This window comes from Enterobacter sp. ZOR0014, from assembly GCF_000798855.1.
Taxonomy (GTDB): Bacteria; Pseudomonadota; Gammaproteobacteria; order Enterobacterales; family Enterobacteriaceae; genus Enterobacter; species Enterobacter kobei.
On sequence record NZ_JTLF01000117.1, the window covers coordinates 39,047 to 62,872 of the forward strand.

The window sequence follows — 23,826 nt, forward strand, 5'->3', positions numbered from 1 at the left end:
ACTTCATATGAATAGCTCCGATTCATCCGCAGAAAAGCGCGTCACCGGTACCAGTGAAAGGCGAGAGCAGATCATTCAGCGGTTGCGGGCGCAGGGAAGCGTGCAGGTTAACGATCTTTCTCATTTATATGGCGTATCGACAGTGACGATCCGTAACGATCTGGCATTCCTGGAAAGGCAGGGCATCGCTGTTCGCGCTTACGGCGGGGCGCTAATTTGTGAAGGTAATGTGCCCGGCATCGAGCCCTCCGTTGAGGATAAAAGTTCGCTCAATACGGCGGTCAAGCGCAGCATCGCTCAGGCCGCCGCCGCGCTGGTGAAGCCGGGCCATCGCATTATTCTCGACTCTGGCACCACGACCTTTGAAATTGCCAGAATGCTGCGCCAGCACACGGATGTCATTGCCATGACCAATGGAATGAATGTGGCGAATGCGTTGCTGGAAGCGGAAGGGGTGGAACTGCTGATGACCGGCGGCCACTTGCGTCGTCAGTCGCAGTCTTTCTATGGCGACCAGGCGGAACAGTCCTTACAGAATTATCACTTTGATTTGCTGTTCCTGGGCGTTGATGCCATCGATCTGGATCGTGGCGTGAGCACGCATAACGAGGATGAAGCGCGTCTGAATCGCAAAATGTGCGAGGTGGCAGAGCGCATTATCGTTGTGACTGATTCCAGCAAGTTCAACCGCTCAAGCCTGCATAAAATCATTGATACGCAAAGGATTGATATGATTATTGTCGATGAGGGCATTCCGGCGGAAAGTCTGGATGGATTGCGTAAAAGCGGGATTGATGTAGTGCTGGTTTCCCCCTCACCCTAACCCACCGGGAGAGGGGACCGTTCGCTGCTTTTTTTGCCCTCTCCCCTTAGGGAGAGGGCAGGGTGGGAAGTCATCACGTCACTGGTGCCGGGTTAAACACCGCCAGCTGGTTATGTAATCCCCATTGGTCCGAGAACGTTTTCTTCCGCCCGCTTGCCACGTCCAGAATGAAGTGGAATAGCTTCCAGCCCACGTCCTCAATGCTCTCTTCTCCGGTGGCGATGGTTCCCGCGTTGATATCCATTAAGTCGTACCAGCGGTTTGCCAGCTCGGTGCGCGTCGCCATTTTGATCACCGGGACTGCCATCAGGCCATACGGCGTGCCGCGTCCGGTGGTAAAGACCTGCACCGTAATGCCGGATGCCACCTGCTGGGTGCCGCAAACAAAATCGCTGGCAGGCGTTGCCGCGTAGATCAGGCCGCGTTTGGTCGGCCGCTGTCCCGGAGAGAGGACTTCCACAATCGCGCTTTGGCCGGATTTAGCAATCGAACCCAGGGCTTTTTCCACGACGTTCGCCAGGCCCCCTTTTTTGTTTCCCGGAGACGGATTCGCGCTACGGTCGGTTTTACCCATGTCGAGATAGTTATCGTACCAGGCCATCTCCTCAAGCAGGCGCTGGCCCACTTCTTCATTGACGGCGCGCGGCGTCAGTAAATGGATGGCATCACGGACTTCGGTCACTTCAGAGAACATCACCGTCGCACCGCAACGAACAAGCAGGTCGGACGCGAAGCCCACCGCCGGGTTGGCTGTCACGCCAGAGAACGCATCGCTGCCGCCGCACTGGGTTCCCACCACCAGGTCAGAGACGGGGCAGGTTTCGCGCTGGCGTCGGTTGAGTTTATCCAGATGACGCTCAGCAACCTGCAGAATATCGTCGACCATCGACCGGAACCCAATGTGGCGTTCGTCCTGCAGGCGTACAATGCTGGCCTCGTCTGCCGGAATGGCTTTGACGTCTTCGGTACCCTGCAGCAGACGCTCAGGCTGGAGTTTTTCGCACCCCAGACCAATCACCATCACCTCGCCGCCAAAATTCGGGTTGAGGGCAATATTATGAATGGTACGGATCGGCACGACCGCCGCTGGCGCGTTGATCGCTACGCCACAGCCATAGAGATGGTTCAGGCCAACCACGCCATCGACGTTCGGGTATTTCGGCAGCAGATCGCGTTCGATGATTTTCACCACGTAATCCACCACGCCCGCCACGCAGTGTACGCTGGTGGTGAGACCAAGAAGATTTTTGGTACCGACGCTGCCGTCCGGATTGCGATAGCCTTCAAAGGTATAGCCTTCCAGTGGGGGAAGCGGTTCCGGTACGCGGGTGGCAAGTGGCAGGGTGTTCAGCGGTGGCGCTTTTGGCAGTTCAACCAGCGACTCCTCAATCCAGCTTCCCTGCGGAATTGCGCGAACGGCATAGCCGATGACTTCACCGTAACGCACGATCTCCCCATGGGCAGGAATATCGACCAGTGCGACCTTATGCCCCTGGGGAATATGTTCAATTAACGTCAGTCCGTCCGGGAAGCGTGTTCCCGCTTTTAAGCCATTGTCATTGACAATAATCGCCACGTTATCCGTATCGTGAACTTTTATATAAAACGCCGTCGGCGATGCCTCTCTCATTTCAATATCGGCCATTATTCACATTTCTCCGGCAAAGTGTCAGATAGTAAATTTAACCCGTTGGATAATCGTTTTATTCTCGAGGAAATAAAGGATGTCAGCAGAAGACAGTTAAAAATGTGATCGCGATCGCGTCAGGCTAACTAATCCCTGATTCTGTGCATTAGCGCCCACAGCGTTGGGCATATGCTCAAAATGGCGTTGAAATGAGGCGCAATACTTGAGCATAAAAACAATGTGCTGTTGTGAAGTGACGATTATACTGAAGGACGATTTTATATTGCCAACATTCAGTCAGAGAAATAAATATAAAAACAATGTGTTTCGCAATAAATAATCCCGGCTCAAACTGCGGAATTAAAAAGGTATAAGTGATGAATAACAATATCTTCCCGAATACGTTTAAAACGGCCCTCGCGGCGCACCAGATCCAGATTGGCTGTTGGTCTGCGCTGGCAAACCCAATAAGTACTGAAGTGCTGGGCCTTGCTGGTTTTGACTGGCTGGTGCTCGACGGCGAACATGCGCCAAATGATATCAGCACCTTTATTCCGCAACTGATGGCCCTGAAAGGCAGCGCCAGCGCCCCGGTGGTGCGAGTGCCAACCAATGACCCGGTGATCGTCAAACGTTTGCTGGATATCGGGTTCTACAATTTCCTCATCCCGTTTGTGGAAACCCAGGAACAAGCGGCGCTGGCCGTGGCGTCAACGCGCTACCCGCCGGAAGGGATCCGCGGCGTCTCCGTCTCACACCGCGCCAACATGTTCGGCACCGTGCCGGACTACTTCGCGCAGTCCAATAGCAACATCACTGTTCTGGTGCAGATTGAGAGCCAGCAGGGGGTTGATAACCTCGACGCTATTGCAGCCACAAACGGTGTGGACGGTATCTTTGTCGGCCCAAGCGATCTGGCTGCCGCCTTTGGCCACCTGGGCAATGCCAGCCACCCTGACGTGCAGCGTGCGATCCAGCACATATTTGCTCGCGCCAAAGCACACGGTAAACCGAGCGGCATACTGGCGCCGGTTGAAGCCGACGCTCGCCGTTATCTGGAGTGGGGAGCCACCTTTGTTGCCGTCGGCAGCGATCTCGGGGTGTTCCGCTCAGCGACGCAGAAATTAGCGGACGCTTTTAAAAAATAACCATCATTGAGGAAACAGTTATGACGCTGAAAGTGGGTTTTATTGGCCTGGGGATCATGGGTAAACCAATGAGTAAGAACCTCATCAAAGCGGGTTACTCACTGGTGGTCTCCGATCATAATCCGCAATCTGTGGCCGAGGTGATGGCGGCTGGCGCAGAAACCGCCTCCACCGCCAAAGCGATTGCTGAGCAGTGCGATGTCATCATTACTATGCTGCCAAACTCCCCGCATGTTAAAGAGGTCGCGCTGGGGGAGAACGGCATCATTGAGGGCGCAAAGCCCGGCCTGGTGCTGATTGATATGAGCTCTATCGCACCGCTTGCAAGTCGTGAAATCAGCGAGGCGCTAAAAGCGAAGGGCGTGGATATGCTGGACGCGCCGGTCAGCGGCGGTGAGCCGAAAGCGATCGACGGCACGCTGTCGGTGATGGTCGGCGGGGATAAAGCTATTTTCGATAAATACTATGACCTGATGAAAGCGATGGCAGGCTCCGTGGTGCATACGGGTGAAATTGGCGCGGGCAACGTGACCAAGCTGGCGAACCAGGTCATTGTGGCGCTGAACATCGCCGCGATGTCTGAAGCGCTGACGCTGGCAACCAAAGCGGGCGTTAACCCGGACCTGGTCTATCAGGCGATTCGCGGTGGTCTGGCGGGAAGTACCGTGCTGGATGCCAAAGCGCCGATGGTGATGGACCGTAACTTCAAGCCGGGATTCCGTATCGACCTGCACATTAAAGATCTGGCGAACGCGCTCGATACGTCCCACGGCGTAGGCGCACAGCTGCCGCTGACCGCGGCGGTGATGGAGATGATGCAGGCGTTGCGTGCAGATGGTCTGGGCACGGCCGATCACAGCGCGATTGCGTGCTACTACGAAAAACTGGCAAAGGTAGAAGTCGCGCGTTAATTACGTCTTGTCTGCACCTGAAGGTGACAGCGGCGCGCAAACCCTCTATACTGCGCGCCGAAGCTGACCAGACAGTCGCCGCTTCGTCGTCGTCCCTTTCGGGGGAGACGGGCGGAGGGGAGGAAAGTCCGGGCTCCATAGGGCAGGGTGCCAGGTAACGCCTGGGGGGGAAACCCACGACCAGTGCAACAGAGAGCAAACCGCCGATGGCCCGCGCAAGCGGGATCAGGTAAGGGTGAAAGGGTGCGGTAAGAGCGCACCGCGCGGCTGGTAACAGTCCGTGGCACGGTAAACTCCACCCGGAGCAAGGCCAAATAGGGGTTCACATGGTACGGCCCGTACTGAACCCGGGTAGGCTGCTTGAGCCAGTGAGCGATTGCTGGCCTAGATGAATGACTGTCCACGACAGAACCCGGCTTATCGGTCAGCTTCAACTTCTTAAAAAACCCCGCTTCGGCGGGGTTTTTGCTTTCAGGAGGTTGTAGGTCGGTTAAGTGCTGCGCCACCCGACAACCCCACAAACGACATCAATTCTCATATTTGCGACATTAAGCACATTTCACTGTTTTTATCTCTTCAATGTCCTCAAGCAATCTACAGGCGATCGTTATCACAAAATTTCACGCTGAAAAGGGGTGAATCCACAGTGTTGTTAATTTGTTGTGATTGTTGTCTTAATGATTCAATATGTTTTCATGTTTGATATCTACATATTGCATTTAAAAACATTCATCCTGCGAATGTGTGACGTATTCCTCTTTTTATCGAAAGCCAGCCTAAAAGCATCTGTAAAAATTGATAAATTAAAAGAATGTTTCAACTGAATAACGGTTATTTATTGGTCTTTAATTGCCTGAAAGATCGTCTTTATTGATTTTATTAACGCAGGAAAATTTATCCAGGTTATCGCCATAAAATAAATTTATTACTGTTGGTTTTGTTGATCGATATCAGCGTAATGGTGTGATCTGGCAAGCCTATCTGATTGATGATAAAAGCTTTATATGTTTTTTGTTGTTCCGGTGAATAATGCGGGAAGGCAAATTGTGAGTAACAGCACATACCCCCTGAAACAATATTGGGTAGAATCCGCTGCGTCATAGGGAAATAAGCGCAGAATATTATGAACACTATTATTCTACCGAAAACACAGCACCTCGTGGTATTTCAGGAAGTCATTAAAAGTGGCTCCATAGGTTCTGCTGCAAGACAACTGGGCCTGACGCAACCCGCCGTCAGCAAAATCATCAGCGATATCGAATCCTACTTCGGCGTGGAAGTCATGGTGCGTAAAAACACGGGCGTAAAACTGACTGCCGCAGGCCAGGTGCTGCTCTCCTACTCAGAGTCGATCACCCGCGAAATGAAAAACATGGTGAGCGAGATCAACAGCCTGAGTTTCAGCACCGTGATGGACGTTTCCTTTGGCTACCCATCACTGATTGGTTTCACTTTCCTGTCCGAAATGATCAAAAAATTCAAGGAAGTGTTTCCGAAAGCGCGCGTATCTATGTATGAAGCCCAGCTCTCCTCTTTCCTGCCAGCCATTCGCGATGGTCGGCTGGATTTCGCCATCGGCACGCTGAGTGATGAGATGCTGCTGCAGGATCTGCACGTCGAGCCCTTGTTTGAGTCAGAATTTGTGCTGGTCGCCAGTAAATCACGAACGTGCACCGGCCCGACGACACTGGCATCGCTCACGCATGAGCAGTGGGTGATGCCGCAAACCGATATGGGCTACTACAAAGAACTTCTGACCACTCTGCAAGACAACCACATCAGTATTGAAAACATCGTCCAGACCGATTCCGTGGTCACCATTTATAACCTTGTCCTGAATGCCGATTATCTGACGGTGATTCCACGCGACATGATTGCTCCGTTCGGCTCGGATCAATTTATTGTTCTGCCGGTAGAGGATGAATTACCCGTGGCGCGTTATGCCGCCGTGTGGTCGAAAAATTACAGAATTAAAAAATCCGCGTCAGTATTGGTTGAACTGGCAAAAGAATATGCCTCACTCACCGGTGAAAGACGACGATGAAATATTGATCTCCTTAGAAGCAATAAACATTTTATAAAAAACACCCAGAGATAATTTTATGCTCTGATACCCTGACTTTGCCTGAAAAGAATGAATTATTATAACGAGGATATTATGCACATTACCTACGACCTTCCGGTAACGATTGAAGATATTCAGGACGCCAGAAAACGCCTGGCGGGTAAAATCTATAAAACCGGCATGCCGCGTTCGAATTATCTCAGCGAGCGCTGTAAGGGTGAAATATTCCTGAAGTTTGAAAATATGCAGCGTACCGGCTCGTTTAAAATTCGCGGTGCGTTTAATAAATTAAGCTCGCTGACCGATGCTGAAAAGCGTAAGGGCGTCGTCGCCTGCTCGGCGGGAAACCACGCGCAGGGTGTGTCGCTCTCGTGTGCAATGCTCGGCATTGACGGCAAAGTGGTGATGCCGATGGGCGCGCCAAAGTCTAAAGTAGCCGCGACGCGTGACTACTCGGCTGAAGTGGTGCTTCACGGCGAGAACTTCAATGACACCATCGCGAAAGTGAGTGAAATCGTCGAGATGGAAGGGCGCATTTTTATCCCGCCGTATGACGATCCGAAAGTGATCGCCGGACAGGGCACCATTGGCCTGGAAATTCTCGAAGATTTGTATGATGTGGATAACGTGATTGTTCCCATCGGCGGTGGCGGATTAATTGCCGGGATTGCAACGGCCATTAAATCCATTAACCCGACCATTAATATTATTGGCGTACAGTCTGAAAATGTTCATGGGATGGCGGCATCATACCAGGCCGGAGAAATCATCAACCATCGCGTCACCGGTACATTAGCTGACGGTTGCGACGTATCTCGTCCGGGTAAATTAACCTTCGAAATCGTCCGCGAACTGGTTGATGACATTGTGCTGGTGAGCGAAGACGATATTCGCAACAGCATGATTGCGCTTATTCAGCGAAATAAAGTGGTGACGGAAGGTGCTGGCGCGCTGGCCTGCGCGGCATTATTAAGCGGCAAACTTGACCACTATATTCAGGGCCGAAAAACCGTCTGCATTATTTCCGGCGGCAATATCGATCTCTCCCGTGTTTCCCAAATTACCGGCTTCGTTGACGCATAAAGGTGACCTATGAGCAACACAGAAAGCATTATCGTTGGCCAGACAAAAACGTCCTCCTGGCGTAAGTCTGATACCACCTGGACGCTGGGCCTGTTCGGAACCGCCATTGGCGCAGGCGTGCTGTTCTTCCCTATTCGCGCAGGCTTTGGCGGGTTGATCCCCATCCTGCTGATGCTGGTCCTCGCGTTCCCGATTGCATTTTACTGTCACCGCGCGCTGGCGCGTCTGTGCCTGTCCGGGAGTAATGTCTCCGGCAACATTACCGAAACGGTGGAAGAGCACTTCGGCAAGACCGGCGGGGTGGTCATCACCTTCCTCTACTTCTTTGCCATTTGCCCACTGCTGTGGATTTACGGCGTGACCATTACCAACACCTTTATGACGTTCTGGGAAAACCAGCTCCAGCTGCCTGCGCTGAACCGTGGTGTAGTGGCGCTGTTCCTGCTGCTGCTGATGGCCTTTGTGATCTGGTTTGGTAAAGATCTGATGGTGAAGGTGATGAGCTTCCTGGTGTTCCCGTTCATCGCCAGCCTGGTGCTGATTTCCCTGTCGCTGATCCCATACTGGAACTCGGCGGTGATCGACCAGGTCAACCTGAGCGATATTTCCTTTACCGGTCATGACGGCATTCTGGTCACGGTGTGGCTGGGGATCTCCATCATGGTCTTCTCCTTCAACTTCTCGCCCATCGTCTCCTCATTTGTGGTCTCCAAGCGTGAAGAGTACGAGCCCGAGTTCGGTAAAGCGTTTACCGAGCAGAAATGTTCCAAAATCATCGGTCGCGCCAGCATGCTGATGGTCGCCGTGGTGATGTTCTTCGCCTTTAGCTGCCTGTTTACGCTCTCTCCGCAGAACATGGCGGATGCCAAAGCGCAGAACATTCCGGTGCTCTCTTATCTGGCGAACCACTTTGCCTCCATGTCGGGAACCAAATCGACATTTGCCACGGTGCTGGAATACGGTGCGTCCATCATCGCGCTGGTCGCTATCTTTAAATCCTTCTTTGGGCACTATCTGGGCACGCTGGAAGGGCTGAACGGCCTGATCCTCAAGTTCGGTTATAAGGGGGATAAGAAGAAGGTTTCCGTTGGCAAGCTGAACACCATCAGCATGGTCTTCATCATGGGCTCCACCTGGGTTGTGGCCTATGCCAACCCGAACATTCTCGACCTTATCGAAGCCATGGGCGCACCGATCATCGCCTCTCTGCTGTGCCTGCTGCCGATGTACGCCATCCGCAAAGCGCCAGCCATGGCGAAATATAAGGGCAAACCCGAGAACATCTTCGTCACGGTTGTGGGCCTGCTGACCATTCTGAATATCGTTTACAAACTGTTCTAACCCATAGCTCAGGAAGAGCGGAGTCATATGATGATTGAGTTTCCGGTAGTACTGGTTATTAACTGCGGTTCGTCCTCTGTTAAGTTTTCGGTGCTCGACGCCAGCAGCTGTGAGACCCTGATGACGGGCATTGCGGACGGTATCAACACCGAAAAGGCCTTTATTTCCGTGAACGGGGGTGAGCCAGTCAAACTGGCTCACCAGGACTACGAAGGGGCGCTGGCAGCCATCGCCCTGGAGCTGGAGAAGCGCAACCTGATGAGCAGCGTGGCCTTAATTGGCCACCGTATTGCGCACGGCGGCGACCTCTTCAGCGAGTCGACCCTGATTACGAAAGAGGTGATTGAGCAGATCCGTCAGGTTTCCCCGCTGGCACCGCTGCATAACTACGCCAACTTAAGCGGCGTGGAAGCCGCAGAGCGGTTGTTCCCGGGCGTGCAGCAGGTGGCGGTATTCGATACCAGCTTCCATCAGACGCTGCCGCCTCAGGCGTATCTGTACGGCTTGCCGTACCGCTATTTTGAAGCGCTGGGCGTACGGCGTTACGGTTTTCACGGCACTTCCCATCGTTACGTGGCCGGACAGGCGCATACGCTTCTCGGGCTGTCCCCCGACGACAGCGGGCTGGTGATTGCTCATCTTGGTAACGGGGCCTCCATCTGCGCGGTGCGCAACGGTGAGAGCGTCGATACCTCCATGGGCATGACGCCGCTGGAAGGGCTGGTGATGGGCACGCGCTGTGGCGACGTGGATTTTGGCGCGATGGCGTGGATTGCCCAGCAAACCGGCCAGTCATTTGATGATCTGGAGCGCGTGGTTAACAAAGAGTCCGGGTTGCTGGGGATATCCGGCATCTCCTCCGATTTACGCACGCTGGAGAAAGCCTGGCACGAAGGCAATCAACGGGCGCAGCTGGCGATCCACACCTTTGTCCACCGGATTGCGCGGCATATCGCCGGTCACGCGGCATCGCTGCATCGTCTGGATGGCGTGATCTTTACCGGTGGTATTGGTGAAAACTCGAAACTGATCCGCGCGCTGGTGGCGGAGCATCTGAAGGTCTTCGGCATCCTCCTCGACGAGGCTAAAAATGCCCTGCCGGGCAGTGCGGGCGAGCGCGTCATCAGCACCGATTCCTCCCGCGTAGTCTGCGCGGTTGTCCCTACCAATGAAGAAAAAATGATCGCGCTGGACGCCCTCCGTCTTGGGAAGGTCACTCCGGCTGCGGCTTACGCCTGATATAGCGAGAAACACATGAACGTAACAATCGATACAGGCGTCGCGCCCTACAGCGACGCATGGGCTGGCTTTCGCGGTGAAGAATGGAAAAACGCCGTCAACGTGCGCGATTTTATTCAGCATAACTACACCCCTTATGAAGGCGACGAAGCTTTCCTCGCGCAGGCGACGCCAGCAACGACGGCGCTGTGGCAGAAGGTGATGGTCGGCATTCGTCAGGAGAATGCCACCCACGCCCCGGTAGATTTTGATACTAACATTGCCACCACCATTACCGCTCACGGGCCGGGTTACATCGATCAGGATCTGGAGACGATCGTCGGGTTACAAACCGATAAACCGCTTAAGCGCGCCCTGCATCCGTATGGCGGGATCAACATGATCCGCAGCTCGTTTGAAGCCTATGGCCGCGAGATGGATCCGCAGTTTGAATACCTGTTTACCGACCTGCGTAAAACCCATAACCAGGGCGTGTTTGACGTCTACTCGCCGGAGATGATGCGCTGCCGTAAATCCGGCGTGCTGACCGGTCTGCCGGACGGTTACGGACGCGGGCGCATCATCGGTGACTACCGACGCGTGGCGCTGTACGGCATCACCTATCTGGTGCGCGAGCGTGAGCTGCAGTTTGCGGATCTCCAGCCGAAGCTGGAACGCGGTGACGATCTCGAAGCGACGATCCGCCTGCGTGAAGAGCTGGCGGAGCACAAGCGTGCTTTGCTCCAGATCCAGCAGATGGCGGCGAACTACGGCTTTGATATTGCGCGTCCGGCGATGAACGCGCAGGAAGCGGTGCAGTGGGTCTACTTTGCCTACCTGGCGGCGGTGAAATCCCAGAACGGCGGGGCGATGTCGCTGGGGCGCACGGCGTCGTTCCTTGATATCTACATTGAGCGCGACATGCAGGCCGGACGGCTAAATGAGGCGCAGGCGCAGGAGCTGATCGACCACTTCATCATGAAGATCCGCATGGTCCGCTTCCTCCGCACGCCGGAGTTCGACACGCTCTTCTCGGGCGATCCGATCTGGGCGACGGAAGTGATTGGCGGAATGGGGCTGGACGGCCGCACGCTGGTCACCAAAAACAGCTTCCGCTATTTGCACACCCTGCACACCATGGGGCCTGCGCCGGAGCCCAATCTGACGATCCTCTGGTCTGAACAGCTGCCGATTGCGTTTAAGAAATATGCCGCGCAGGTGTCGATTGTCACCTCCTCACTGCAGTACGAGAACGACGATCTGATGCGAGTCGACTTCAACAGCGACGACTACGCCATTGCCTGCTGCGTCAGCCCGATGGTGATCGGCAAGCAGATGCAGTTCTTTGGCGCCCGCGCCAACCTCGCGAAAACGCTGCTGTACGCCATCAACGGCGGAGTGGATGAGAAGCTGAAGATTCAGGTCGGCCCGAAAACCGCGCCATTGCTGGATGAGGTGCTGGATTACGACACCGTGATGGCCAGCCTCGATCACTTTATGGACTGGCTGGCGGTGCAGTACATCAGCGCGCTGAATCTCATTCACTACATGCACGATAAGTACAGCTACGAAGCCTCACTGATGGCGCTGCATGACCGTGACGTCTATCGCACCATGGCCTGCGGCATCGCCGGGCTGTCGGTCGCGGCGGACTCTCTCTCCGCGATTAAATACGCCACGGTGAAACCGGTGCGCGACCACACCGGTCTGGCGGTTGATTTCGTCATCGAAGGTGACTATCCGCAGTACGGCAACAACGACGACCGCGTGGACAGCATCGCCTGCGACCTGGTTGAGCGCTTTATGAAGAAAATTCAGGCGCTGCCGACCTATCGCAATGCGGTGCCGACCCAGTCTATTCTGACCATTACCTCCAACGTGGTTTACGGTCAGAAGACCGGGAATACGCCGGACGGTCGCCGCGGCGGCACGCCGTTTGCCCCTGGCGCGAACCCGATGCATGGCCGTGACAGAAAAGGGGCGGTGGCCTCGCTGACGTCGGTGGCCAAGCTGCCGTTCACCTATGCGAAGGACGGGATCTCCTACACCTTCTCTATCGTGCCGCAGGCGCTGGGCAAAGATGAGCTGGTGCGCAAAACCAACCTGGTGGGGCTGCTGGACGGGTACTTCCACCATGAAGCGGCCATTGAGGGCGGGCAGCACCTGAACGTCAACGTAATGAACCGGGAAATGCTGCTGGACGCCATTGCGCATCCGGAAAATTACCCAAATCTGACCATTCGTGTTTCAGGCTATGCCGTGCGCTTTAATGCCCTGACGCGCGAGCAGCAGCAGGATGTGATATCGAGGACGTTTACTCAATCTATCTAAAAGTGTGTTCACATGCCCCCTCAACGCAGGGGGCACTTTTTTGCCCGCTAAACATACAAAATTGTTTATATAATTACTCACACATATTCATCCGCTCTTGAAAAACAATGTTCCTGCTTTTCCCAATAACAAAATGTAAGGACAGTAAGATGATGAAAATGACCCGTATTGCTTTGATTGCAGCGTCGTTGGCGGTGTGCAGTTTTACCGCGCAGGCCGCGAACGTTGAGGCAGCCCCGTCTCCATCGCAGGATCCGCTGGTACAGCACCTGAAGCTCAGCAATGAGCAGATTAATAAGATTAAAGAGTTGCATCAGCAACTGGAGCAAAACGTCAGCAAGATCCCAATGACGGGCGTGAAGGACGGCGCGCTGATCGACATGTTCCAGGCGGGTAAATGGGACGAAAGCACGGTGAAAAGCCAGCTCTCTGCCTTCAGTAAGATTGAGCAGCAGGCGCGCTACTACCGAGTGAAATATTACTTTGACGTCGGCCAGGTGCTGACGCCGGAGCAGCGTAAGCAGGTCAAAACCGATATGGCTAACGCGCTGGCTGAGTGATGTTGGAATCATTCGTATAAAATGAAACCTCACAGAATCTCTTCAACTGGATTCTGTGAGAATGAATTCTAAACATCATGCCGACGCACGTTCATTCCATGCATCAGCAAACTGAATATTCCCGTCGCAATAGGTCCAGGTCGCTTTTTCGTAGCGCAATTGAACAGATTCAAGGTGGCCAGTACCAGGGCAGTTACGTGTATCGTTAACAATAGGCGAGATAGAGACAACTTTCACACCTTCCAGCTCAGTTCTAAAGTATTCAACCTCCCAACCTGCGTTATTAATTCGGTAATATTTAATCTCAACTTTCTTAAGGTTTTGCCCTGTCGCTACCGCCTTATAAAGATAGGGTGATGAGCTATCAATTTCCTTCTCGAACAAAAAAGGCGCGTGTTTCCTCGTTCCGGTTAATCTTCCGGAGAGTGGATCGGTTGGAATACTCAAGTTATGAGTTAAACCTCTAATTTCAACACTCCCTTCACGATCCTGAACATCACATGAACCTTTAATGAGTGAGCCACCGTCGTCATAGAACCAAATGTGAACAGGTACGGCCATGATAAAAAACGCCTTCTATAAATCAATCGTGTATCCATTTTCCTGCTTTTACCGCTTCGGCAAACATTCTTACCGTCAATGGCTTTGATATTTTCTTAACCGGTTCTTTTGTAAACCATTTCCTGAAAAACCATGTTTGAGTCCAGGGGAAATAATTTCCAGTGTTAACGTCGATAAGATACTCTTTTTCAAATCTCTCAATGGCATATATGACATCATCCAGATCGGTGTAATCCTGTAAAACATCATCTATCTCAAGCGGAATTCTCTTGCCTGTAAATGTTCCTTGTTCTGGTAAGTTGTCCCTGAAGAATTTTAAAACATCAGTTTCAGTGTCCATCTTCACCAAATCCGGTCTTTTGGATGAGCAATCGTATTATATCTCGAAAGCGTTTTGTAACTTATCATTGCAACATCTGCTGCAAGTATGGTTATCCCGAGGGCAGGTATCCATCGGCCAATGAACGCACCTAAATTTTTGGTATAAAAATCCAAAAAAATAGCTCAGATGCCGAGATGTTACACACTCCTTTATAAAAGTATGTTCCATTGAGTTCTTCAACGGTGTCCATAGTATAACCATAATCATCAGGTGGTTTGTTGAGATGTCATCCTATAAAAAAGAAAGGGGTGAGAGTAGGACGTTCATCTTTATAAATTCCGAAATATTCTCGTTTTGAGGATGATATAATTTTTTAAGCTGCATCACACTTAGAAATATTTACCTGTATTTTGGTATTTTATAGAAAATTTTTACTCGCAATTTAGCAAAACCTCACAAAGATTGTGACTTTTTTCTCCGCCTCAGCGGATATGATCTTCCCACACCAATAACAAGCACCTGCATTCTCTGACTCGCAATCGCTGGCGATCGGAATCTAATAAAAACAACTGTTTACCCTACAAAATAAGCGAGTACCCAATGGATACGGCAACAAACAGCAGTGTGATTGTGAATGATTCTCCTGCGGCAAGGCGGGCGGGAATGAGTGAAAGCGAGTGGCGAGAAGCGATTAAATTCGACAGCACCGACACGGGGTGGGTCATCATGAGTATCGGGATGGCCATTGGCGCGGGGATTGTTTTTCTCCCTGTGCAGGTTGGATTAATGGGATTGTGGGTCTTTTTGCTCTCGTCGATTATTGGTTATCCGGCCATGTATCTGTTCCAGCGTTTGTTTATTAATACGCTGGCGGAGTCTCCGGAATGCAAAGACTACCCAAGCGTAATTAGCGGTTACTTAGGTAAAAACTGGGGCATCCTATTAGGTGCGCTCTATTTCGTGATGCTGGTGATCTGGATGTTTGTTTATTCCACTGCCATCACCAACGACAGCGCATCGTATTTGCATACTTTCGGTGTGACCGACGGGTTGCTGTCTGACAATCCGTTCTACGGTTTATTCCTGATCTGCATTCTGGTCGCCATTTCTTCACGCGGTGAAAAGCTGCTGTTTAAGGTCTCCAGCCTGATGGTGCTGACCAAACTATTCGTGGTTGCCGCGCTGGGGCTGTCGATGATTGGCCTCTGGCATTTAGCCAATGTGGGCATGCTGCCACCGGTGGGTCTGCTGATTAAAAACGCCATTATTACGTTGCCCTTTACCTTAACCTCCATTCTGTTTATTCAGACTTTAAGCCCGATGGTTATCTCGTACCGCTCACGGGAAAAGTCCGTTGAAGTGGCGCGACACAAAGCATTGCGGGCAATGAATATCGCTTTTGGCGTACTGTTTGTGACGGTCTTCTTTTACGCTGTCTCTTTCACTCTGGCGATGGGACACGACGAAGCGGTTAAAGCCTACGAGCAGAATATCTCTGCCCTGGCGATCGCGGCGCAGTTTATCAGCGGCGACGGTGCGGGCTGGGTCAAAATTGTCAGCGTAATCCTCAATATCTTTGCCGTGATGACGGCGTTCTTCGGCGTCTATCTCGGCTTTCGTGAGGCCACGCAGGGGATCGTCATGAACGTCCTGCGCCGCAAAATGCCAACAGAGAAAATCAATGAAAGCACCGTCCAGCGCGGCATCATGTTATTCGCCATTCTGCTGGCCTGGAGCGCGATTGTCTTAAACGCGCCGGTATTAAGCTTCACCTCCATTTGTAGCCCTATCTTCGGCATGGTGGGCTGCCTGATCCCTGCATGGCTGGTCTATAAAGTGCCAGCACTGCATAAATATAAAGGCGTGTCGCTGGTGATTATTGTTATCACCGGGCTGCTGCTTTGTGTTTCTCCTTTCCTCGCATTCTCCTGAGGGTAATTAAGGTCGTAACGATGTCTGAGCAAACTCATCCTTTATGGAATCAATTTATTCGCGTGGTGCAGGAAGAAGTTAAACCTGCACTGGGGTGCACCGAACCCGTTTCTCTGGCGCTGGCTTGTGCAATTGCCGCAGAGCACCTGTCAGGCGACGTAACACAAATTGAGGCGTGGGTATCGCCGAACCTGATGAAGAACGGGCTGGGCGTAACGGTACCGGGTACCGGAATGGTCGGGTTGCCGATTGCGGCGGCGCTGGGCGCCATCGGTGGTAATGCGCAGGCGGGGCTGGAGGTACTGAAAGATGCCAGCGCGGATGCGCTGGTACGGGCTAAAGCGCTGCTGAATGCCGGTCAGGTGCAGGTGAAACTTCAGGAACCGTGCGAAGAGATTCTCTATTCACGAGCCTGTGTATACGCCGGTGATGCCTCGGCGATGGTGACTATCGCGGGCGGGCATACCCGTGTGGTGGAGGTGGTGTGTCAGGGCGAAACGCGCTTCAGGCTGGACGATCAACAGGCAGAGGCAGGGAGTGACCCCCTGGCGGTGCTGTCAACCACGACGCTTTCGCAGATCCTGGAGTTTGTCGAGCAGGTCCCGTTCGATGCGATCCGGTTTATCCTTGATGCCGGGCGTTTGAACGATGCGCTCTCACGTGAAGGGCTCAGCGGGCAATGGGGGTTGCACATTGGTGCGACGCTCGATAAACAGCGCACCCGCGGATGGATGGCACAGGATCTGGGTTCAGATATTGTTATCCGCACCAGCGCGGCCTCGGATGCCCGCATGGGCGGTGCGACACTGCCAGCGATGAGTAATTCCGGGTCAGGAAACCAGGGGATCACCGCGACTATGCCGGTTGTTGTTGTGGCTGAACACGTTCAGGCTGACGACGAGCGGCTGGCGCGGGCGCTGATGCTTTCACATTTGTCGGCCATTTATATCCACTACCAGCTTCCGCGCTTGTCCGCATTGTGTGCAGCAACGACGGCGGCAATGGGCGCAGCGGCAGGCATGGCGTGGCTGATGGACGGAAGCTACAAGACGGTTGCGATGGCAATCGGCAGTATGATCGGGGATGTCAGTGGGATGATCTGTGATGGCGCCTCCAATAGCTGCGCGATGAAAGTCTCAACCAGCGTCAACAGTGCCTGGAAAGCAGTCATGATGGCGCTGGACGATTCTGCCGTAACGGGCAATGAGGGGATTGTGGCGCACGATGTGGAACAGTCTATTTCCAACCTGTGTGCACTGGCGTGCCGCTCGATGCAGGCAACGGATCGGCAGATTATCGAGATTATGGCGAGTAAGGTGTAAACAATACCCCTCTCCCGTTTGGGAGAGGGGTAAGGTTAATTACACCGGTAAATCAATCAGTAGCGCCCGCAATGCCGTATCGGCCTCCAGGATAATATTCGCTTCATCACGAATAAACGCCCCGTCACCACAGGTGAGCGACTCTTTCTCTTCCGTATGCGTTACGGCATGCACCGTACCGTGGATGGACTGTAAATACGCACGCGGTCCATGAAGCTGGAAGCTCGCCTGCTCACCTTTCTTCAGTTCGATATGATGCAGCCATACCTGCTGACGCAGCTGCAGGCTGCCTTTGCTGCCATCAGGCGACGCAATCAGCTGCTGCTTATCGCCCGTTAAATCTACCTTTTGTACCAGCGGGTTTTCCCGCTCAGGGCAGGCGTCCAGCCACAACTGCATACGGGTCAGCGTCTTATCTTTGCTGAGGTTATGCTCGCTGTAACTGATGCCCGGCTGCGTGGAAATTAACAACGCTTCGCCAGCCTTTGCCTGGACATGATTGCCCTCGCTATCGCGGTATTCTGCCTCGCCTTCCAGGATCAGGTTCAGGATATCGACTTTCGGGTACGTACGCGGCTGGAAGGACGCGCCAGGGGCGAGCACTTCCTGGTTCAACACGCGTAATGAAGCGTAACCGAGGAGTTTAGGGTCAAAGTAGTGTCCAAAAGAAAAGGTGTAGCGGGCCTGCAGCCAGCCGAAATCGGCTTGTCCGCACTGTTTAGCTGTTCTTGTCGTAATCATAAACTTGACCTCTCTTTACACTAAAACAATGGTAAAGGTATGGACGCTGCATTGTTAGCCAGATATTCTGCCCGGTATGTTCAAATTTCCTGAATGAGAACGAGATGGCTAAAGAGAGAGCATTGACGCTTGAGGCGCTTCGCGTCATGGACGCGATTGACCGGCGCGGCAGTTTTGCGGCAGCCGCTGATGAACTGGGGCGCGTTCCGTCGGCGCTGAGTTACACCATGCAGAAGCTGGAAGAGGAGCTGGACGTGGTGCTGTTTGACCGCTCCGGTCATCGAACAAAATTCACCAACGTGGGCCGAATGCTGCTGGAGCGCGGTCGCGTGTTGCTGGAAGCGGCGGATAAGTTAACGACCGATGCCGAAGCGCTGGCGCGCGGTTGGGAAACCCATCTGACGTTAGTGACCGAAGCGCTGGTGCCTACTGAAGCGCTGTTCCCGCTGGTTGACCGTCTGGCTGATAAAGCGAACACGCAGCTGTCGATCATTACCGAAGTGCTGGCAGGCGCGTGGGAGCGCCTGGAGACGGGCAGGGCGGATATCGTTATTGCGCCGGATATGCACTTCCGCTCGTCGTCGGAAATCAACTCGCGCAAGCTCTACAGCGTGATGAACGTTTACGTTGCCGCACCCAATCACCCGATTCACCAGGAGCCAGAGCCGCTCTCTGAGGTGACGCGCGTGAAGTATCGCGGCGTGGCGGTCGCTGATACCGCGCGTGAACGTCCGGTACTGACGGTGCAGTTGCTGGATAAACAGCCTCGTCTGACGGTCACTTCACTGGAAGACAAACGACAGGCGCTGCTGGCCGGGCTTGGCGTGGCAACCATGCCGTATCCGTTTGTGGAAAAAGATATTGCGGAAGGGCGTCTGCGCGTTGTGAGCCCGGAGTACACCAGCGAAGTGGACATTATTATGGCCTGGCGCCGCGACAGCATGGGCGAAGCCAAATCGTGGTGCCTGCGCGAAATACCCAAACTCTTTGCGCACCACAACAAATAAGCGTGCAGGCCCGGTAAGCGTAAGCGCCACCGGGCAATAATTTACGCAGCGATCTTAGGATCCGGACCAAAGCGGTTTTCGCCCGGCGTACCGGACTGGCAGTTGAAGATCAAAATCACAATCCATCCCACGATCGGGATCAGCAGCAGCAACAGCCACCACGCCGAACGATCGGTATCGTGGAGGCGTCGAAACTGCACGGCCCAGGAAGGCAACAGAATAAATAAGCCGTAAATTGAGGTGAGAACGCCTTCCCCGCTCGCCCACTCCCAGCCCAGAATTTTATCCACGATGCTTAGCACCAGCGCGAAGATGAAGTTCACCAGAATGAACATCCAGTACTCTTTGCGGCGGGCGCGGCCACCAAATCCAATATAGTTGCGCAGTACGTTTAAATACCAGTCCATTTTTCCTTGCCTCAATAATCGGTCAATCACTTGTTTTTTAAGCGATCGAGATAAGGATAGATGGAGATTGTGAATTAAAAAAGGGCATCTGGTGATGCCCTTGATATTTATCCAAAACGCACGTCGCGACCGTGCGGCTCATCCAGATCCTGCCACGGGCCGATGGAGATAATGCCCGTCGGATTAATGGTCTTGTGGCTGCGGAAATAGTGGGTGCGGATATGGTCGAAGTCGACCGTTTCGGCAATGCCCGGCATCTGGTAGATGTCGCGCAGGAAACCATACAGGTTCAGATAGTCACTGATACGATGCTTGTCGCACTTAAAGTGAGTGACATAGACCGGATCAAAGCGCACCAGCGTGGTCCACAGACGAATATCGGCTTCCGTCAGGCGGTCGCCTGTCAGATAGCGATGCTGGCCGAGGATCTGCTCCAGACGCTCCAGCGATTCAAACACTTTCCCGACCGCGTCGTCATAGGCTTCCTGGCTGGTCGCAAACCCGGCTTTATAGACACCGTTGTTGACGTTGTCGTAGATCCAGCTGTTCAGCTCGTCAATTTTATCGCGCAGCTCAACCGGGTAGTAGTCCCCGGCGCGGGCGCCGTGTGCATCAAACGCGGTATTAAACATGCGGATGATTTCCGCAGATTCGTTGCTGACAATCGTCTGGTTTTTCTTGTCCCACAGTACCGGGACAGTAACGCGTCCGGTGTAGTGCGGATCGGCGCGCAAATAAAGCTGGTAGAGGAAATCGTGGTGGTAAAGATCGTCGCCGGTCGCGGCGGGGAAATCACTGTCAAACGTCCAGCCGTTTTCCAGCATCAGCGGGTTGACCACCGAAACCGGAATGAGGGATTCAAGGCCTTTAAGTTTGCGCACAATCAGCGTGCGGTGTGCCCACGGGCAGGCCAGAGAAACATAAAGATGATAACGATCTTTCTCGGCCGCGAAGCCGCCTTCACCGCTCGGGCCAGGTGCGCCATCGGCGGTCAGCCAGTTACGGAAGGCCGAAACAGAGCGCTTAAAGCGTCCTCCGGTGGATTTTGTGTCATACCAGACATCCTGCCAGACGCCGTCTACGAGTTGTCCCATTTTTTCTCCTCCGTCAGATAGCAAAAGCGAGGAGATGTCTCCTCGCTTTGTGTTTATTCAGTATAGCGTGCTTACCACTTCTTATTCAGAAGGCGGTCGATGCTGTATGCGCCCGGGCCAGTGACTGCCAGCAGCAGGAAGCCACCCGCGATGGTCAGGTTTTTCATGAACATCAGAGAGTTCACGCCTTCCGCAAAGTTGCTGTGGAAGATGAACGCTGTCAGCACGGTGAAGCCCGCGGTAAACAGCGCGGTAGTACGGGTCAGGAAACCGAACAGAACCGCCAGGCCGCCGCCGAACTCAAGCAGAATGGTCAGAGGCAGCAGGAACCCCGGCACGCCCATGGCTTCCATGTACTGCTGGGTACCCGCATAACCGGTGATTTTTCCCCAACCCGCTACGATAAACAGGATTGGCATCAGAATACGCGCTACCAGTACACCAACATCTTCTAATTTTTTCATTTTACTCTCCAGGAAACCACATCAGCGGCTGAACTTTATTTGTGTGCAATTCCGGGTAGATACCGCGGATTTGCTGTCGATGGAGAGGATAATAAACGGGGCGGGTGACAATTGTTAGCAAGGAAAACTGTCAATCTTCTTCAAAGATATTGAGTAAAAACAGGTGCGCGCTGGTGCCCTCACCCCAACCCTCTCCCACGGGGAGAGGGCGCAAAAACAAAAACGGTAACCTGAGTTACCGTTTTGCTTTTACCTCGAAGCCGCCACCCGGCGAGAAGGCTACCTCAGCTGCTGCTGACGCAACGTCGCTTTCACCAGACGCCAGGCGCTCCAGGCACCAAAACCGCGGCGTGCCCAGCGGATGAGCATATTTGGATGACGAACCGTCCAGATAGCCATTACGCTACTGCCGACCAGCGCCCATGAACGCAGGCTCAGAAAGGTATTCCAGCCACGGTCAAACCGCCGCGTCGCGTCAATCCAGTCGCGACGGCTGGCAGAAAGATCCAGCCGTTGCTGCTGGATCTGACTCAACAGGTAGGCTTTGCGCTTCTGACGTTCGGCTTTGTCGCTCACGGCTTGTCATCCTCCAGCAGGGCGCGATCGTTAGCCAGCTCCTGACGCGTATGGCGCAGGAAAGTCGACTTGCGTGCTTTGCGCAGCGTCCAGATGCCGCCAATCAACGCGGCGACCAGCAAAACGACGGTGGTGGCAATCATCGCGTTGAGTCGATACTGCGGATCAATGGCCCAGATGATTAACACCATCAGGCTCATCAGACCAAACGCGGCGAAGAGCATGGTCAGGCCGAGCATCAGCAGCATCTGGAAGAGATTTGCTTTCTCCTCTTCCAGCTCGACCACTGCCAGCCGGACGCGCGTTTCGGCAATCCCGACCAGCGTGGTTAAAATACGCTGGCCGATGCCGAGGACGTTGTTAGCAGGCCCTTGTGCGTGACGAGGATCTTCCATATCAACGACGCGTCAGAAGAACACCCAGTACCACACCGACGGCGGCACCAATACCTACCCCCGTCCATGGATTATCGCGCACATATTCGTCCGCGCGAGCCGCCGCTTCACGGGTCTGTTTTGCCAGTGCATCACCGGTTTCACCCAGGCGGTAGCGGCTCTCTTTCAGCGCCTGCTCCGCTTTGCTACGCAGCTTGCTCACTTCTTCTTTCGACTTGTCGGCGGAAGAGTTCAACACCTCTTCAAGGGTATCGGCCAGGGATTTCAGTTCAGCGCGCAGATGTTCAGACGTCGTATCTTTTGACATGATTCTCTCCTGTTGAGATTTCCGTTAACTCAATAATCGCGAGCTTCCAGCGCTTTCAGGTCGTCCTGCGCTTCTTTCAACTTCTTCTCGCGCTTAGCAATTTTTTCCGCATCCCCTTTCTCTTTCGCTTCCTGCAGGTCTTGACGGCGCTCGGCTATCTCGTCCTTCTGTTCAGCGATTTTTTTCTGATGATCGGCACGTAGCTTGCTGTCTGTACAGTTTGCTTTCACTTCGCTCAGCGCTTTTTTAAGACCATCAACACGGTGCTGATTGTTATGCTTTTCGGCATAACCGATCTCACGCTGAATATCCTGTTCTTTCTCCTGACAGAGAGAGTTGGCGAAGGTCGCTGTGCTTAAAGAAAAAAGGGCCAGAGCCAGAGTCATGCGGAATTTCATTATCGAAACCTTCCATTGTGTTGCGGCGTAAGCCGCTTTCCAGAATGATGCGGAGTACATTCGAGGGGTGCTCCGCGTACTTAAGCATAGTAAGTAAACGGGGGATTCACCAAAGTGAGTGAAAAGATTCGGAATCCTGGTAATTATCCAAACCGATGCGACGTATCGCGAATCAATGACAGCCACGCCGCTGGCTGGTTGTCATCTTCCTGCTGGGCAATGATATACCCACGCGGCAGCGTACGGTCAAGAACCGCTTTCGCCGCGGCGCTTTGCGTGCGGGAGTCAAACTTGATCAGTAGCACATCGTCTTTCGGCGTAATGCTTTTAAAGCGGATCCCGTTCGCGTCCAGATGATGCCAGACAGAGAAACCGTCGGGCACGCTGGCGCCCTGATTAACCGGACGAATGGCCAGCGTAGATTCCTCATGTGAAAGCGCGCTCCAGGCCAGCAGAAGGGCGCAGAGGAACATCAGTACAATGAATGCACAGGCAGAACGGCGCAGGGCGAGGGGAGAGATAACCATCGTTAACCTCGCGCTCCGTACTTTTTCTTCCACAGAACGACCAGCGAGCCAATCAGGCCGAAGACCAGCAGAACCACTGGAAGCAGCATCAGACAGGACATCAGCTGATCTTCGTATTTCATGAAGACCGGCGTTTTACCCAGCGCATAGCCCAGCGTCGTCAGGATCAGCACCCACAGCAGGCCGCTCATCCAGTTAAAGAACTGGAAGCGCGTGCTGCTCAACCCGGACAGCCCGGCAATGGTGGGCAGCAGGGTGCGCACAAAGGCAATAAAGCGGCCCATCAGCAGTGCGGAAAGCCCGTGCTTATGGAAAAGGTGATGCGCCCGCTGGTGGTAATGCGCCGGCAGATGAGAAAGCCAGTTCTGTACGATCCGGGTATTGCCCAGCCACCTTCCCTGGATATAACTTACCCAGCAGCCGAGGCTGGCCGCGATGGTCAGTAATAAAACGGTTTGCGGGAATGCCATTGCCCCTTTGGCACACAGCACACCGACAAGCACCAGCAAACTGTCACCCGGTAAGAAGGCCGCAGGCAGCAAACCATTCTCCAGGAACAGGATCATAAATAAGACAAAATAGAGCATGCCAATCATGGAAGGGTTGGCCAGCGTTTCAAAATCCTGCGCCCAGAGGGCTTGCAGTAGTTGAGTCAAAAGTTCCATT

The 23,826-nt window shown here is 53.5% G+C and carries 25 protein-coding genes, 1 other RNA gene and 1 pseudogene; 13 read left to right on the plus strand and 14 right to left on the minus strand.

Annotated features, from left to right (window positions below):
• Window positions 1-7 precede the first annotated feature (7 nt).
• The gene (locus L977_RS06005; RefSeq protein WP_023337843.1) at window positions 8-823 is read left to right on the plus strand and encodes a DeoR family transcriptional regulator; all 816 of its coding nucleotides are present in this window, start codon (window positions 8-10) and stop codon (window positions 821-823) included.
• Between the two features lie 73 nt (window positions 824-896).
• On the opposite strand, the gene garD is transcribed toward L977_RS06005, so the two are convergent.
• Window positions 897-2,468 carry a galactarate dehydratase gene (gene garD, locus L977_RS06010; RefSeq protein WP_047625288.1) on the minus strand — a complete coding sequence of 524 codons (1,572 nt, stop codon included), beginning with the start codon at window positions 2,466-2,468 and terminating at the stop codon, window positions 897-899.
• Window positions 2,469-2,827: 359 nt separating this feature from the next.
• On the opposite strand from garD, the gene garL reads away from it, so the two are divergent.
• The 9 genes from garL (at window position 2,828) to L977_RS06050 (ending at window position 13,107) form a co-directional block, all read left to right on the plus strand.
• On the plus strand, window positions 2,828-3,598 hold the full coding sequence (garL, locus tag L977_RS06015) for a 2-dehydro-3-deoxyglucarate aldolase (RefSeq protein ID WP_014885347.1): 771 nt from the start codon (window positions 2,828-2,830) through the stop codon (window positions 3,596-3,598).
• Window positions 3,599-3,618: 20 nt separating this feature from the next.
• Entirely contained in the window at window positions 3,619-4,509 is an 891-nt protein-coding gene (gene garR / locus L977_RS06020) for a 2-hydroxy-3-oxopropionate reductase (RefSeq protein ID WP_023331370.1), read from the plus strand.
• Between the two features lie 59 nt (window positions 4,510-4,568).
• Window positions 4,569-4,945, plus strand: an RNA gene (gene rnpB, locus L977_RS23115) — RNase P RNA component class A.
• Window positions 4,946-5,632: 687 nt separating this feature from the next.
• Window positions 5,633-6,553: a transcriptional regulator TdcA gene (gene tdcA / locus L977_RS06025; protein ID WP_047625291.1), complete on the plus strand. Its 921-nt coding sequence runs from the start codon at window positions 5,633-5,635 to the stop codon at window positions 6,551-6,553.
• Window positions 6,554-6,667: 114 nt separating this feature from the next.
• A complete protein-coding gene (tdcB, locus tag L977_RS06030; RefSeq protein WP_023331369.1) occupies window positions 6,668-7,657 on the plus strand; it encodes a bifunctional threonine ammonia-lyase/L-serine ammonia-lyase TdcB in 990 nt (329 codons plus the stop codon).
• Window positions 7,658-7,666: 9 nt separating this feature from the next.
• Window positions 7,667-8,998, plus strand: coding sequence for a threonine/serine transporter TdcC (gene tdcC / locus L977_RS06035; RefSeq protein ID WP_014885343.1), 1,332 nt, complete (start codon window positions 7,667-7,669; stop codon window positions 8,996-8,998).
• Window positions 8,999-9,028: 30 nt separating this feature from the next.
• Entirely contained in the window at window positions 9,029-10,237 is a 1,209-nt protein-coding gene (gene tdcD, locus L977_RS06040; RefSeq protein ID WP_047625302.1) for a propionate kinase, read from the plus strand.
• A gap of 15 nt (window positions 10,238-10,252) precedes the next feature.
• On the plus strand, window positions 10,253-12,547 hold the full coding sequence (gene pflB / locus L977_RS06045) for a formate C-acetyltransferase (protein ID WP_047625293.1): 2,295 nt from the start codon (window positions 10,253-10,255) through the stop codon (window positions 12,545-12,547).
• Between the two features lie 149 nt (window positions 12,548-12,696).
• A complete protein-coding gene (locus L977_RS06050; protein ID WP_047625294.1) occupies window positions 12,697-13,107 on the plus strand; it encodes a Spy/CpxP family protein refolding chaperone in 411 nt (136 codons plus the stop codon).
• A gap of 75 nt (window positions 13,108-13,182) precedes the next feature.
• Here the strand turns inward: L977_RS06050 and L977_RS06055 are convergent, their stop codons facing one another.
• The 3 genes and pseudogenes from L977_RS06055 to L977_RS24910 form a co-directional block, all read right to left on the minus strand.
• Entirely contained in the window at window positions 13,183-13,668 is a 486-nt protein-coding gene (locus L977_RS06055; protein ID WP_047625296.1) for an Hcp family type VI secretion system effector, read from the minus strand.
• Window positions 13,669-13,690: 22 nt separating this feature from the next.
• Complete coding sequence (locus tag L977_RS06060) at window positions 13,691-14,008, minus strand: DUF1493 family protein (RefSeq protein WP_047625298.1); 318 nt, start codon at window positions 14,006-14,008, stop codon at window positions 13,691-13,693.
• Between the two features lie 2 nt (window positions 14,009-14,010).
• Window positions 14,011-14,240: pseudogene (locus L977_RS24910) on the minus strand (hypothetical protein).
• Window positions 14,241-14,590: 350 nt separating this feature from the next.
• Between L977_RS24910 and L977_RS06065 the strand changes: the two are divergent.
• Both L977_RS06065 and L977_RS06070 read left to right on the plus strand, forming a co-directional pair.
• The gene (locus tag L977_RS06065; protein ID WP_014885337.1) at window positions 14,591-15,922 is read left to right on the plus strand and encodes an amino acid permease; all 1,332 of its coding nucleotides are present in this window, start codon (window positions 14,591-14,593) and stop codon (window positions 15,920-15,922) included.
• Between the two features lie 20 nt (window positions 15,923-15,942).
• On the plus strand, window positions 15,943-17,244 hold the full coding sequence (locus L977_RS06070; protein ID WP_014885336.1) for an L-cysteine desulfidase family protein: 1,302 nt from the start codon (window positions 15,943-15,945) through the stop codon (window positions 17,242-17,244).
• Between the two features lie 39 nt (window positions 17,245-17,283).
• Here L977_RS06070 and L977_RS06075 read toward each other — a convergent pair whose 3' ends face one another.
• Entirely contained in the window at window positions 17,284-17,985 is a 702-nt protein-coding gene (locus tag L977_RS06075; protein WP_032635471.1) for a pirin family protein, read from the minus strand.
• A gap of 104 nt (window positions 17,986-18,089) precedes the next feature.
• Here L977_RS06075 and L977_RS06080 point away from each other — a divergent pair, with 104 nt between their 5' ends.
• Window positions 18,090-18,992 carry a LysR family transcriptional regulator gene (locus tag L977_RS06080; protein WP_014885334.1) on the plus strand — a complete coding sequence of 301 codons (903 nt, stop codon included), beginning with the start codon at window positions 18,090-18,092 and terminating at the stop codon, window positions 18,990-18,992.
• Between the two features lie 41 nt (window positions 18,993-19,033).
• On the opposite strand, the gene L977_RS06085 is transcribed toward L977_RS06080, so the two are convergent.
• The 9 genes from L977_RS06085 to yqjA all read right to left on the minus strand — a co-directional run bounded on the left by L977_RS06085 (window position 19,034) and on the right by yqjA (window position 23,825).
• Entirely contained in the window at window positions 19,034-19,399 is a 366-nt protein-coding gene (locus L977_RS06085) for a DUF805 domain-containing protein (RefSeq protein ID WP_014885333.1), read from the minus strand.
• A gap of 107 nt (window positions 19,400-19,506) precedes the next feature.
• A complete protein-coding gene (locus tag L977_RS06090) occupies window positions 19,507-20,493 on the minus strand; it encodes a glutathione S-transferase family protein (protein ID WP_014885332.1) in 987 nt (328 codons plus the stop codon).
• A 71-nt stretch (window positions 20,494-20,564) separates the two neighbouring features.
• The gene (locus L977_RS06095) at window positions 20,565-20,957 is read right to left on the minus strand and encodes a DoxX family protein (protein WP_014885331.1); all 393 of its coding nucleotides are present in this window, start codon (window positions 20,955-20,957) and stop codon (window positions 20,565-20,567) included.
• 279 nt (window positions 20,958-21,236) lie between these two features.
• Window positions 21,237-21,533: a YqjK-like family protein gene (locus tag L977_RS06100; RefSeq protein ID WP_014885330.1), complete on the minus strand. Its 297-nt coding sequence runs from the start codon at window positions 21,531-21,533 to the stop codon at window positions 21,237-21,239.
• Window positions 21,530-21,928, minus strand: coding sequence for a phage holin family protein (locus L977_RS06105; RefSeq protein ID WP_014885329.1), 399 nt, complete (start codon window positions 21,926-21,928; stop codon window positions 21,530-21,532). Before L977_RS06105 ends, L977_RS06100 begins: the two co-directional genes overlap by 4 nt.
• A gap of 1 nt (window position 21,929) precedes the next feature.
• Complete coding sequence (locus tag L977_RS06110) at window positions 21,930-22,235, minus strand: DUF883 family protein (protein WP_008503141.1); 306 nt, start codon at window positions 22,233-22,235, stop codon at window positions 21,930-21,932.
• A gap of 29 nt (window positions 22,236-22,264) precedes the next feature.
• Entirely contained in the window at window positions 22,265-22,633 is a 369-nt protein-coding gene (locus L977_RS06115) for a DUF1090 domain-containing protein (RefSeq protein WP_014885328.1), read from the minus strand.
• Between the two features lie 143 nt (window positions 22,634-22,776).
• Window positions 22,777-23,160 carry an EnvZ/OmpR regulon moderator MzrA gene (gene mzrA, locus L977_RS06120; RefSeq protein ID WP_014885327.1) on the minus strand — a complete coding sequence of 128 codons (384 nt, stop codon included), beginning with the start codon at window positions 23,158-23,160 and terminating at the stop codon, window positions 22,777-22,779.
• A 2-nt stretch (window positions 23,161-23,162) separates the two neighbouring features.
• Complete coding sequence (gene yqjA / locus L977_RS06125) at window positions 23,163-23,825, minus strand: DedA family general envelope maintenance protein YqjA (RefSeq protein ID WP_014885326.1); 663 nt, start codon at window positions 23,823-23,825, stop codon at window positions 23,163-23,165.
• Between the last annotated feature and the right edge of the window lies 1 nt (window position 23,826).